Here is a 12,305-nt window from a genome sequence, read left to right as displayed (position 1 = left end):
GAAATCCCCCTCCTGCAAATCAAGCGCGGCTGGCGCCAGTTTCATAGTAATGCCACCAGCTTGTCTATTTGTTGTGAGCGCGATTTCAGTCGCAAAGCAGGCTGCGCCCGGCCCTGGTTGCCGCCGCGTCCGATTCCCCCTACAATGCGCGCTTTTCCGTGGGCTTGCCCGATGTCCGCTTTGCACTCTTCTCCCGCATCAGCACTTGGCCGCGCGCTGGCTGATTTACCGCCGCCGCAGGATTGGCCGCTGTTTTTGGCGCAGCCGGCGCTGCCGCCGCAATTCAATCTATATGAATGGCTGTTAGGGGCCGACGCGCTGGCGCGCTTTGGCGCGCGCACGGCGCTGATCGGTGTGCATGAGCGCTTGAGCTATGCGGCGCTGGCGGCGCGCTGCGAATTGCTGGCCACGGCGCTGGTGGGGCAGGGCATAGGGGCCGGCAGCCGGGTGCTGTTGTATGCGCCGAATTCGCCCATGCTGGGAGCCGCTGTGCTGGCCTTGTGGCGGCAGGGCGCGCAAGTGCTGTTGTGCGGGCCGATGTTGCGCCGGCATGAATTGGCGAAATTGCGCGCACGCTTTGGCCCGGGGGAAATCAGCTTGATGCTGTGCGACCCGGATTTGCTGCCGGAATGGCTGGCCGCCTGCGAGGGTGAACCGCCGCCGACCCTGAACTTGCCGCCCGATGCCCTCAGCGCGCAAACCGGCGACCTCTGGCAGTTGGCGCAAGCCGGGCGCGATTTGCCCGCCGCGCCGCTGCATGCCGGCGCACCGGACGATATCTGCCTGCTGGCGCAAACCTCAGGCAGCAGCGGTCAGCCTAAATTGTGTGCGCATGACCAGCGCGCCTTGTTTGCGATATGCGACTATTTTCCGCGCCATCTGCAGCTGCATGCCGACGATGTCTGCAGCGGCACCCCTTCGCTGGCCTTCACCTATGGCTTGGGCGGATTGCTCTTGTTTCCTTTAGCGCATGGCGCGGCGGCGCTGTTGGGGCCGCATCTGCCGCCGGCGGCGTTTTGGCAGCGCGCGCGCGATTGCGGCGCGACGCTGTGTTTTTCTTCCCCCCTGTTTTATCGCCAGCTGGCGCGCCTGGATTTGCCGCCGGCGCGCTTGCGCCTGGCCATCAGCGCTGGCGAAGCCTTGCCGCAGGCCACCCGGCAGGCGTTTCAAGACGCCAGCCATGTTCCGCTGCTGGATGCGCTGGGGGCCACCGAAATGTTGCATGTGTTTATCGCCGGCCCCGCCAGCGGGCAGGCGGCCCCGCCCGGCGCCCTGGGGCGCGCCTTGCCGCCTTACCGGGTGGCGGTATTGGATCAGGCCGGCCAAGCCTGTGCGCCGGGCGTGCCGGGGCGGCTGGCGGTGCAGGGGCCGAGCGGTTGCCGCTATTGGCGCGAAGGCGATTCCGGCCGCCAGGGCGAGTATGTGCAGCAGGCTTGGAATCTGAGCGGGGATGCGGCGCATATGGATGCGCAGGGCTGGATTTTTTTCCATGGCCGTTGCGATGATCTGCTGGTGTTGGATGGGCATAATCTGGCTCCGCTGGAAGTCGAATTGCTGTTGCAAGGCCAGCCCGAAGTCGCGCAAGCGGCAGTCTGCCTGTTGCCGGAGGCGCAGCGCGGGCAGATTTTGGCGGCCTTGCTGGTGTTGCAAGAGGGCGCCGTCTGGAGCGCGGCGCTGGAGCAGGATGTACGCCGCCGGCTGCAAGTGTTGGCGGCGTATAAAATGCCGCGCCGCTGGCTGACGGTGGCGGCCCTGCCGCGCAATCAAAACGGCAAATTGCAACGCCGCCTATTGCCCGCCGCTGCGCAGAGCGTGCTGGAGGCGCTGTGAGCCGGCCTTTGCAGATCGCGTGCGCCGGGGCTGGCCCGGCCGCTTTGTTTGCCGCGCTCTTGCTGCGGGCGCAGGGGCATCGCCTCAGTATTTATGAGCGCAATCCCAAGGCGCAGTGGGAGCAGGCCGGCTGGGGCGTGGTTTTGCCGCCGGCCTGGTTGGAGGAATGCGCGGCGCATCTGCCGCAGGCGGCGGCGGCTTTGCGGCCGCATTTGCAGCTGATTCAGGCTTTGCATATTTGGCGCCAGGGTCTGGGCCAGCCGGCGCAGCAGGATGTGTGTCAGGCCGCGCCGCTGTATGCGATTGGGCGCAGGCAGTTGTTGCAGGTCTTGGCGCAGGCGGCGCAGCAGGCCGGGGTTGCGCTGCATTTTGATGCGCCGCTGTTGCCGCATAATGCGGCGCAGCTGGCGCCTGCTGCGGATCTGCTGCTGGCTGGCGATGGTGTGGCCAGTCCATGGCGGCAAGCGCTGCAGATTGCGGCGGCGCCGGGGCCGCTGCAGCAGGCTATGCCGGCGCGCCCCAAGCGCTATGTCTGGCTGGGCTTGGCGCGCGCGCTGTCAGGCTTTCATTTTGTGTTTGTGCAAACGCCGCACGGCTGGCTGCATGCGCATTGCTATCCACACGCCGCGCGGCATGCCAGTGTGGTGCTGGAAGCGGATGAGGCGCTGTGGCAGGCGCATATGGCGGGCGCCAGCAGCGCGCAATGGCTGGCGTTTTGTCAGCACACCCTGGCCGACTGGCTGCAGGGCGCGGCGCTGTTGGCGCAGCCCGGCGCACAGTGGCAGCAATTTCACCCCTTTGTCGCCGCGTGCTGGCAGGCGCAGTCCGGCCAAACCCCGCTTTTCTTACTGGGCGATGCGGCCCATCAGCTGCATTTTTCGATTGGCGCCGGGACACGTCTGGCGTGGCAGGATGCGCTCTTGCTGGCGCATACGCTGGCGCAGCAGCCTTCTCTTGCCGCCGCCGGCGCCGCCTATGCGCAAGCGGGGCCGCGCCAACTCATGCGCAGCGCGCATGCCGCCCATAATTCTTTGCATTGGTTTGCTGATCCGCCGTTTGAAGCAGACTTTGGCGCTTTTTGCTACAGCTTGCTGACGCGCAGCATGCGTGTGCTGCACAGCGATTTGCAGGCGGCGGATGCGGCCTGGTTTGCCCGCAATCAGGGGCAGGTGGCTGCGCCCTGTTTGCAGCCTTTGGCGCTGGCCGGTTTGCGTCTGGCAAACCGTATCGTGGTCGCGCCGATGGCGCAATATCAGGCCAGGGACGGGCGTTTGGGGACGTGGCATCAGGCGCATTTGCGCGCCTTGCTGCAGGGCGGGGCGGCGCTGGTGTACACCGAAATGCTGGGGGTGAGCCTGGCTGCGCGCATTACGCCGGCTTGTTTAAGTTTGCAGGCTGCGGATCTGGCGGCCTGGCGCGCGGTGCTGCAAACGGCGCGCGCCGCCGGCTGTGCGCTGGCGGCGCAAATCGGGCATGCCGGAGCCAAGGGCGCTTGTCTGCCGCCGTCTGCCGGATTGGGTTATGAGGCGCCCTTGCCGCCGTCACAAGCCTGGCCCTTGTTTGCCGCCAGTGCGCTGCCCTGGCAGGACGGGCGTTCAGCATCTCCGCAGGCCTTGGATGAGGCCGGCATGCAAGCGATTCTGGATGATTTTGTCGCGGCCGCGCGGCTGGCTGCGCAGATCGGTTTTGATCTGTTGGAAATCCATGCCGCGCATGGCTATTTGCTGTCCGGCTTTCTGTCCCCGCTCTATAATCAGCGTCGCGATGGCTATGGCGGCGATGTGGCGGCGCGCTGCCGTTTTCCGCTGCAAGTGCTGGCGGCGGTGCGCGCGGTGTGGCGCGGCCCTTTGTCGGTGCGCATCTCGGCGCTGGATTGGGTGGCGGGCGGCAATACGCTGGATGAGGCGCTGCAAATCGCCGCCTTGCTGCAAGCCGGCGGGGCCGATTTGCTGAGCGTGTCGAGCGCGCAGGTCAGTCCCCATCAACAGGTGGCGTATGGCCGTATGTATCAAGCATTGCCGGCGGCGCAGATCCGGCGCAAACTCGGCATGCCGGTGTTGTGCGCCGGGAATATTCAAAACATGGCGATGGCCGACACTTTGCTGGCGGCTGGCTGGGCCGATTTGTGTGCGATTGGCCGGCCCCATTTGCAAGACCCGGCCTGGACGCGCAGCCAGGCGGCGGCGCGCGGCATCAGTTTGCCGCTTTTTTCTGGAGAATCCGCATGAAACAAGCTTTCGCCCCCTGGCTGGCGCAACTCGCGCCTTGCTCTGAGATTGCGCTGGCGCTGGATGCCGGCGTCTTGAGGGTGCGCCTGGTGCGTCCCGCCCGCAAACATGCTTTGACCTTTGCCGCGTATGCGCATTTGCTGGAAATTTTGCAGCGCATTGCGCGCGCGCCGGATGTGCATGCGGTTTTGTTAAGCGGCGATGGGGCCGATTTCTGTTCCGGCGGCGATGTGCATGAAATCATCGGCCCGCTGACGCAGATGAGCATGCCGGAATTGCTCGAATTCACGCGCATGACTTGCGCCGTGGTGCAGGCCATGCTGGATTGTCCGCAACCCATCATCGCCTTGCTGGACGGGGTGTGCGCCGGGGCCGGCGCGATGCTGGCGACGGCGGCGGATTTACGTCTGGCCACGCCGGCGGCGCAGATTTCTTTTTTGTTTAACCGGGTTGGTTTGTGCGGCGCGGATATGGGCGCTTGCGCGATGTTGCCGCGCCAGATCGGGGCCGCGCGCGCGGCCTGGTTGTTATACAGCGGGCGCAGTATGACGGCGCAACAGGGGCTGGACTGGGGCTATTTGCTGGCGCTGCATGCGGCGGCGGATTTGCCGCAGGCCGGCTTGGCGCTGGCGACTGAGCTTGCCGCCGGGCCGCGCTTTGCCCATGCGATGACCAAGAAAATGTTGCAGCAGGAATGGAATCTGTCGCTGCCGCAGGCGCTGGAGGCGGAAGCGCAGGCGCAGGCGCTGTGTATGGCGACGGGCGATTTCAAGCGCGCGCATCAGGCTTTCAGCACGCGCGGCCCGCTGCAATTTGAGGGAAATTAAGATGGATATTCAGGCTTGGCGCGCGACGCCGTTTTTTACCGACGCCCAGCGCGCCATGGCGCAGGCGTTTGAAGACTGGGTGTGCGGCGCGCTCTTGCCCGCATTAGCCGGGCGCGGGATTGCTTTGGATGATCCGGCCAGCCATACCGCGCAAGCGATGGAGCAGGATTGCCGCCTGATTGCGCGCTTGCTGGGGCAGGGCGGTTGGCTTGACAGTCTGGCTGATAGCGCGGTTTTTTCTGTGCGCAGCCTGGTTTTGCAGCGCGAAGTGTTGGCGCGCTATGCGCCGCTGGCCGATTTTGTGTTCGCCATGCAGGCTTTGGGCGCGGCCAGCGTGCTGCACGGCGGCAGTGCGGCGCAGCAGGCGCAGTATCTGCCGCAGATTGTCAGCGGGGAGGTGTTGTGCGCTTTTGCCTTGTCTGAAAGCGCGGCCGGTTCTGACGCCGCCGCCTTGACTTGCCAGGCCAGGCCGCAGCCGGATGGTTTTGTCGTGCAGGGTGAAAAGTGCTGGATTTCACATGGTCAGCATGCTGATGTGTGCATTCTATTTGCGCGCAGCGCCGAGACGCCCAAGCCGCAGCACGGCATTTCCGCCTTTGTGGTGGAGCGCCATCTGTCGCCGTGGCGGGTGTGTGAGGAATTCACGATGTTAGCGCCGCATCCTTTGGCGCGCATCGCCTGGGATGGGGTGGGCTTGCCGGCGGCGGCGCTGTTGGGTGCGCCGCAGCGTGGTTATGCGCTGGCGCTGCAAGTTTTGCAGGCTTTGCGCAGCAGTGTGGCGGCGGCGGCCTTGGGCATGGCGCGCGCCGCGTTGCAGCGCGCCATCGGCCACGCCAAACAGCGCTCCATGTATGGCGGCGTGCTGGCGGATCAGGCGGTTTGCGCTGCCACGCTGGCGCAGCAGGCGGCCAGCCTGGATGGGGCCGGCCTGCTCTGCGCGCGCGCCGCCTGGCTGTATGATTGCCAGCCGCAAGACGCCGCGCTGGCGCAGGCGGTGGCGCAGGCCAAGTGGCAGGCTACCGAGCATGCCCAGCAGATTATTGACCGTGCCCAGCAAGTATTCGGCGCGGCGGCGATGTGCGACGGCCATCCGCTGGCGCGCTTGTATCGCGAAGTGCGCGCTTTGCGTATTTATGAAGGCGCCAGCGAAGTGCAGCAGCACATTGTGGCGCGCAGTGTGTTACAGCAAGGAGTGTGAGATGGAATTTTTATCGCCCCCCGGTTGGCTGCGCGGACGCGGTTATGCGCATGGCGTGGCGGCGCCCTTGCCCGGCGGCGCGCGGCTGGTGTGCATCAGCGGTTGTATAGGCTGGGATGGCCAGCAGTGTATGGTGTCGGATGATTTTGCGGCGCAGGCTGAGCAGGCGCTGCAAAATGTGCTGGCGGTATTGCAAGAGGCCGGCGGCGCGCCGCAGCACATCATGCGCCTGACCTGGTATGTGCTGTCGCGTGAGGAATATCTGCAAGCCGGGGCTGCGCTTGGCGCGGCGTATCGGCGTGTGCTGGGGTCGCATTACCCGGCGATGTCGGTGCTGCAGGTGGCCGGTTTGCTGGAAAGCCGGGCGAAAGTTGAGATTGAGGCCACGGCTTTGTTGCCAAATAAAGAAGGCGCAATGTCCTGAATGCAATATTGCTAATTGGAAATATTAATTTCAAGCCTATAGAAACGAATTCATACATTTTTTTCTGATAAAAGGCTGCAATCATGTAAGAAATTTGATAAGATTACCGCCTTTGTTGTACAAAACAGACAGGTGGCATTCATATTTGCTGCAATATTGTCTGACAAACTTGCCGTACTGACGGGCCTTCCATTTTTTTCCCTGTAGTCTGTCAAACTTAGGCGTGATTGGCGTCCCGGTTTGCAGGCGCCAGGCGGGCCATTCATTCCAAACCTAGAGAACACTATGCTGACAAAACCAATGCTGGCGCGTTGTTTACCGTTTGCAATTTATATTCTGTTTTTGGCGATAGAAGACTTGTTGGGCAAGGTCTTGCATGTCTCCAAGCCCGATCTGCTGTGGCTGTATCCGGTCAAGATCAGCCTGGTCATGGCTGCTTTGTGGTACTTCCGTCATGAATATGATGAATTGCGGCGCGCCATGGGCGCACGCGCGCTTGCGCTTTCGCTGGGCGTCGGCGTGCTGGTGTTTGTGCTGTGGATCAACGCCAATCTGCCCTGGATGTTGATGGGCGAGGGGCGCGGCTATGATCCGCACACCACGCCGGACAAAATGAATTGGTTTTTAGTCGGCACGCGCATCTTTGGCGCGACGCTGGTGGTGCCGCTGATGGAAGAATTGTTTTACCGCTCCTTTTTGCAACGCTGGCTGGTCAAGCCGGATTTTCAGCAAGTTGATCCAAACGCGATCCCCTATCAATGGCTGCTCGCGGTCTCGCTGGTGTTTGCGGTGTCGCATACCGAATGGTTCGCCGGCGTGATTGCCGGTCTGGCGTATGGTTTCCTTTATATGAAGAGCCGCAATTTGTGGACGGCGGTATTTGCCCATGCCGTCACGAATGGCGTGCTCGGCGTCTGGGTTTTGCAGACAGGAAATTGGCAATATTGGTAAAATGGCAATTTCTGTGAAGCATTCATGTGAGGCAAGCGTGTTCCAACCCGAAAATAATATGGCCCCTGCAGTTCCGTCACGGCTTTGCCGCCGCTTGTGCGGCTTGCTGCTGTTGACGGCGGCGGCCAGTGCGCATGCCGAAAGCGGCAAGCTGATCACGCCTTTTGCCGACCTCAGTTATAACTACGCCAGCAATCTGCGCAGCCGGCCAGATGTGGAAAATCCGAATGTCAGTGAGCAGGAGCGCCAGGCGCGCGATAAGCAGGCGCGCCAGGACTGGGAACTCAATACCCGCCTTGGTCTGGCGCTGGAAAAGAAATTTGGCCGCCAGCTGTTGCAGGGCCGTTTCGTGCTCGGGCACAGCAAGTTTCAAAATCACACGGATTTGAATTACGACAGCCGCGAGGGACAAACCACGCTGGCCTGGCAGCTTGGCAACCATATTGCCGGCAATCTGGGCGTGAGCAACTCCAAAACCATGAGTCCGTTTGATGTGTATGAGGGCAGGGTGCTGGTGAGTTTGCGTAATTTGCGCCAGCAAAATAACCGTTTTGTCGATGGCGGCTGGCGTTTTCATCCGAGTTTCCGCCTGCGCGGCACGCTTGGCCGGCTGGATTTGAGCAATGAGCTTGATACCGTGAAGATGTTTGACCGCAAGCAGATCACGCGCGAGGCCTGGCTGGACTGGCTGCCGGCCAGCGGCAGCAGTTTGAGTTTGATGGTGCGCCGCACCGGCGAAGGTTTTCCGCTGTTCAAGGACAGCGAACGCTCCGCCGATAAGTTTGACCGCAGCACGGATGAAATCAAGCTCAAGCTGCATTGGGCTTATTCCGCCAAAACCGAGTTGCAATTGCTGACCGGCTATGTGCGGCGCAAATATCAATTTCAGCCGGAGCGCGATTACTCCGGGCTGAATTGGCATCTGAATGGCAATTGGCGCGCCAGCGCCAAGCTGGAGTTTGGCGCGCAACTCTGGCGTGCGCTTGATGGCGTGGATAAGGAAAGCACCAGTCTCTCACTCAGCAATGGGCTGCGCATCATTCCGGTGTGGAATATTTCCAGCAAACTCAGATTGGATGGCCGTTTGAATCTGGAGCGGCGCACGGCTGTGCCGATGCCTGGCATGAACGTCAATCTGGTCGAGAAAGTCTATAATGCAACACTGGGTTTGACCTGGGTTCCACTGCCAAAATTACAAGTTTCAGCAAATGTAGGACGGGATCAGTTGGATTCCAATCTGGAATACCGTTCCTACCATAACAACCGCATTGGCTTGAATGCACATTACGAATACTGATAATGCGGGCGCCGCCCGCTGACACTTTGGCGCGATAAATATGACAGTGACCGACATTCCGCTGGTATCTTTTTCCAAGCGTTTGCTCGACCCTTCCATCATCTGGGGCGTGTTGTACCTGGTGAGCTGGGCTTGCGACGTGCATTTCAGCGCATACTATTTATTGCTGGCGATTATCGTCTTTTTCATCTCCGGCATGATTTATGAGCAGATTGATCCATATCGTTCCTGGCGTGGCGGCAAGATGTTTGCCTATATCCGCGACATCATCGTCGGTTGGCTGTTGACGGTGGGAATTTTGTATCTGATCGGCCATGTCACCGGTTTTGAACATAAATACGATGAAGATGTGATGCTGATCTGGTTCGGCGCCACGCCGTTTGCTTTGATCATGAGCCATATGGCGGTGCGGCGCATGGTGATTGATCCGGGCAAGGAAGGCGAATCGCGCTCGGTGATCATCATCGGCGTCAATGATGTCGGCTTGAAACTCTCCAAGCGCATCGCCGACAACCCCTATATGTTCATGCATCTGCATGGCTTTTTTGATGATCGCGATGTGTCGCGCCAGCCGCCGGGGGCGAACATCACGCCTTTGGGCAAGATGAGCGATGTGGCGGACTATGTGCACAAGCACAATATCAAGATGGTCTTCATCAGCCAGCCGATTTCGGCCCAGCCGCGCATCCGCAAATTGCTCGATGAATTGCAAGACACCACTGCTTCGGTGTATTTCCTGCCGGATATCTATGTGTTTGATTTGATGCAGGCGCGCATCGACAATCTGGGCGGCATGCCGGTGGTGGCGGTGTGCGAAACCCCGTTTACCGGCGTCAACAGCGTGATCAAGCGCGCCAGCGATTTGGTCTTGGGCAGCCTGATTTTGTTGATGCTGTTGCCCATCATGCTGGTGGTGGCGGCGGCGGTCAAGATCACTTCGCCGGGGCCGGCGATTTTCAAGCAGCGCCGCTATGGCCTGTATGGCGAGGAGATCATCGTCTATAAATTCCGCTCGATGACGGTGGCCGACGATGGCGCTGTGGTCAGGCAGGCGCAAAAAAATGATCAGCGCGTCACCCGCGTCGGCGCGTTTTTACGCAAGACCTCGCTGGACGAATTGCCGCAATTCATCAATGTGCTGCAAGGCCGCATGAGCATTGTCGGGCCGCGTCCGCATGCGGTTGCGCACAATGAAATGTACCGCAAGCTGATCAAGGGCTATATGCTGCGCCACAAGGTCAAACCCGGCATCACAGGCTGGGCTCAGGTGAATGGTTTGCGCGGCGAAACGGAAACCCTGGACAAGATGCAGGCGCGCATTGAGTATGACCTCGATTATGTGCGGAATTGGTCGCTTACCCTGGATTTGTGGATTATTATTCGCACCGTGCTGGTGGTGGCCAAGCGCGAAAATGCGTACTGATCTTGTGCGCAGTCGCTATTCATTAACAGTATTTCTGGCTGGTGTATAATGCCGCAGGCTTTTTTATTGCAACTTTGCAACAAGGCCTTCAGACATCACCCAGCCAGTCCGAGCCGTCCGGTTTAGCGTTTTTATCAGTTTTCAGTCGCGCTGCGCGTATGTGCTCAGGCCTTGTCTGATACGCCTGTATTGCTTGCATCAAATCAAAAACATATTTTTAGGAGCAAACCTCAATGATCTTCGCCAATTCCTCCCGCAAGGCATCCCCGGTCGTCAAAACCATTGCCGCATCGTTGATGCTGGTGGCCGCCTTATCCGCCTGCGGTGACAAAGAGAAGAAACCGGGTCAGTCCATCGTCTCTGTGAATGGCGAGGAAATCACGATTTCTCAATTGAACGATGCGCTGACCCGCGCCAATGTGCCGCAGGCGCAGCATGATGCGGCCTCCAAGCAAATGATGGAAGAGCTGATCAACCGCCAATTGCTGGTGGAAGCGGCGGTCAAAGAAAAGATGGACCGCAGCCCGACCGTGATGCAAGCCATCGAAAACACCAAGTCCACCATGCTTGCGCAAGCCTATCTGCAAAAGAAAATTGCGGCCCTGGGCAAACCCACCAAATCTGAAATCGAAGATTACTTCAAGAAAAACCCGGTGTTTTTCGGCGAGCGCAAAGTGTTTGAAATGAAGCAGTTGCAATTGGCCGGCAAGGATATCGACGAAGAAATGAAGAAAATGCTCGATACCGTCAAAACGCTCGATGAAGTCGCCGCCTATCTGGAAAAGAAAGGCCTGAAATTCGCGCGCAATGATCTGGCCCGCTCGACCTCTGATCTGCCGCCGCAGATGAGCAGCAAGATGCTGGAAAAACGCACCGAACTGTTCCTGGTGAATGAAGGCCCGGTCTCGACCCTGCTGCAAATCATCAATATCAAAGACGCCCCGGTCACGCTGGAACAGGCTTCGCCGCAAATCGAACAATTCCTGATGAGCAAGAAGCAGAAGGAAACCACCGAAGCTGAGATCAAGCGTTTGCGTGAAAACGCCAAGATCGACTACCTGCCGGGTGCGCCGAAAGGCCCGGCTTCCGCTTCCGCCGCTGCATCCGCTTCCGCCGCTGCATCCGCTCCCGCCGCCGCTTCGGCTCCGGCAGCGGCTCCGGCTGAAGCTGCGCCGGCCGCATCGGCTGCTGCTGCTTCCGCTTCCGCACAATAATTTGAGGCCGGTCCTGCCTGGCCGGCAATCGCACGATATGAGACAAACCGCCGGAGCGGGCAGGGCTCCGGCACGCGGATGGGATGGTATGAAGAACATGCTCCAATTGCGCAGACTGCTTGCGCAGCTCTTGTTGTTTTCGCTGTGCCTGGCGAGTTGGCCGGGTGTGGCTGCGGCTGCCGAATATCTGCTGGGGCCGGGCGATGCGGTGCGCATCGTGGTGTATGGCAATCCAGATATGACGCTTGAAACCCGGGTCAGCGAATCGGGCAAAATCACCTATCCCCTGGTCGGCGAAGTGATTGTGGGCCGGCTCTCGCCCTCCGCCGCCGAAAAGAAAATCGCGGCGATGCTGGAAGCCGGCGGTTTTTTGAAAAATCCGCAAATCAATGTCACGGTGACGCAGATGCAAAGCCAGCAGGTGTCGGTGTTGGGCATGGTCAACCGTCCGGGCCGTTTTCCGCTTGAAGGACGGCGTATGTTGAGCGATGTGCTGGCCCTGGCCGGCGGTTTGGCGCAGGATGCGGCAGACACGGTGACAGTGATCCGTTATCGCGACGGCAAACCGCAGCGTGAAGAAATCGATATCGTCGCCATGTTCCGCAGCACGGAACTCAAAGAAAATGGTTTGATGCAGGGCGGCGACGTGGTGTATGTCGAACGTGCGCCGCGTTTTTATATCTATGGCGAAGTGCAGCGCCCCAGCCAATACCGGCTGGAGCGGAATATGACGGTGTTGCAGGGGCTGGCGATGGCCGGCGGCCTGACCGCACGCGGCACAGAGCGCGGCGTGCGCATCAAGCGCCAAGGCCCGGATGGCAAAATCCAGGTCTTGCAAGCCAAACATGACGACCTGTTGCGCGCCGAGGATGTGGTGTACATCCAGGAAAGCCTGTTCTGAGGACTTTGAAAG

General features: G+C 60.4%; 10 protein-coding genes. All 10 read left to right on the top strand.

Going from position 1 to position 12,305, the window contains the following annotated elements; all coding sequences use genetic code 11:
* Positions 1–171 precede the first annotated feature (171 nt).
* The 10 genes from V8J88_RS13185 (at position 172) to epsE (ending at position 12,293) form a co-directional block, all read left to right on the top strand.
* Complete coding sequence (locus tag V8J88_RS13185; RefSeq protein ID WP_338844591.1) at positions 172–1,830, top strand: AMP-binding protein; 1,659 nt, start codon at positions 172–174, stop codon at positions 1,828–1,830.
* Complete coding sequence (locus V8J88_RS13180; protein WP_338844590.1) at positions 1,827–4,058, top strand: FAD-dependent monooxygenase; 2,232 nt, start codon at positions 1,827–1,829, stop codon at positions 4,056–4,058. Before V8J88_RS13185 ends, V8J88_RS13180 begins: the two co-directional genes overlap by 4 nt.
* Positions 4,055–4,885, top strand: a complete 831-nt coding sequence (locus V8J88_RS13175; protein WP_338844589.1) for an enoyl-CoA hydratase family protein — start codon at positions 4,055–4,057, stop codon at positions 4,883–4,885. The genes V8J88_RS13180 and V8J88_RS13175 overlap by 4 nt, the downstream gene beginning before the upstream one ends.
* A gap of 1 nt (position 4,886) precedes the next feature.
* A complete protein-coding gene (locus V8J88_RS13170; protein ID WP_338844588.1) occupies positions 4,887–6,083 on the top strand; it encodes an acyl-CoA dehydrogenase family protein in 1,197 nt (398 codons plus the stop codon).
* Between the two features lies 1 nt (position 6,084).
* Entirely contained in the window at positions 6,085–6,507 is a 423-nt protein-coding gene (locus tag V8J88_RS13165) for a RidA family protein (protein WP_338844587.1), read from the top strand.
* Between the two features lie 285 nt (positions 6,508–6,792).
* Complete coding sequence (locus V8J88_RS13160; RefSeq protein WP_338844586.1) at positions 6,793–7,458, top strand: CAAX prenyl protease-related protein; 666 nt, start codon at positions 6,793–6,795, stop codon at positions 7,456–7,458.
* A 58-nt stretch (positions 7,459–7,516) separates the two neighbouring features.
* Positions 7,517–8,755 (top strand): XrtB/PEP-CTERM-associated polysaccharide biosynthesis outer membrane protein EpsL, encoded by a 1,239-nt coding sequence (gene epsL / locus V8J88_RS13155; RefSeq protein WP_338844585.1) that lies wholly within the window; start codon positions 7,517–7,519, stop codon positions 8,753–8,755.
* A gap of 40 nt (positions 8,756–8,795) precedes the next feature.
* Positions 8,796–10,178, top strand: coding sequence for an undecaprenyl-phosphate glucose phosphotransferase (locus tag V8J88_RS13150; protein WP_338844584.1), 1,383 nt, complete (start codon positions 8,796–8,798; stop codon positions 10,176–10,178).
* 233 nt (positions 10,179–10,411) lie between these two features.
* Positions 10,412–11,392, top strand: coding sequence for an EpsD family peptidyl-prolyl cis-trans isomerase (locus V8J88_RS13145; protein WP_338844583.1), 981 nt, complete (start codon positions 10,412–10,414; stop codon positions 11,390–11,392).
* A gap of 88 nt (positions 11,393–11,480) precedes the next feature.
* Positions 11,481–12,293 carry a polysaccharide export protein EpsE gene (epsE, locus tag V8J88_RS13140; RefSeq protein WP_338844582.1) on the top strand — a complete coding sequence of 271 codons (813 nt, stop codon included), beginning with the start codon at positions 11,481–11,483 and terminating at the stop codon, positions 12,291–12,293.
* Positions 12,294–12,305 lie beyond the last annotated feature (12 nt).

The organism is Massilia sp. W12 (assembly GCF_037300705.1).
In the GTDB taxonomy this organism is placed as follows: domain Bacteria; phylum Pseudomonadota; class Gammaproteobacteria; order Burkholderiales; family Burkholderiaceae_D; genus JACPVY01.
Note: the sequence above shows the minus strand (reverse complement) of the source record. Positions and strands in the feature narration are given on the sequence as shown.

Coding starts and splice junctions, on each gene's coding strand:
- epsL (WP_338844585.1), top strand. CDS start 7,517: ATGGCCCCTGCAGTTCCGTCACGGCTTTGCCGCCGCTTGTGCGGCTTG.
- V8J88_RS13145 (WP_338844583.1), top strand. CDS start 10,412: ATGATCTTCGCCAATTCCTCCCGCAAGGCATCCCCGGTCGTCAAAACC.
- V8J88_RS13160 (WP_338844586.1), top strand. CDS start 6,793: ATGCTGACAAAACCAATGCTGGCGCGTTGTTTACCGTTTGCAATTTAT.
- epsE (WP_338844582.1), top strand. CDS start 11,481: ATGAAGAACATGCTCCAATTGCGCAGACTGCTTGCGCAGCTCTTGTTG.
- V8J88_RS13185 (WP_338844591.1), top strand. CDS start 172: ATGTCCGCTTTGCACTCTTCTCCCGCATCAGCACTTGGCCGCGCGCTG.
- V8J88_RS13150 (WP_338844584.1), top strand. CDS start 8,796: ATGACAGTGACCGACATTCCGCTGGTATCTTTTTCCAAGCGTTTGCTC.
- V8J88_RS13170 (WP_338844588.1), top strand. CDS start 4,887: ATGGATATTCAGGCTTGGCGCGCGACGCCGTTTTTTACCGACGCCCAG.
- V8J88_RS13175 (WP_338844589.1), top strand. CDS start 4,055: ATGAAACAAGCTTTCGCCCCCTGGCTGGCGCAACTCGCGCCTTGCTCT.
- V8J88_RS13165 (WP_338844587.1), top strand. CDS start 6,085: ATGGAATTTTTATCGCCCCCCGGTTGGCTGCGCGGACGCGGTTATGCG.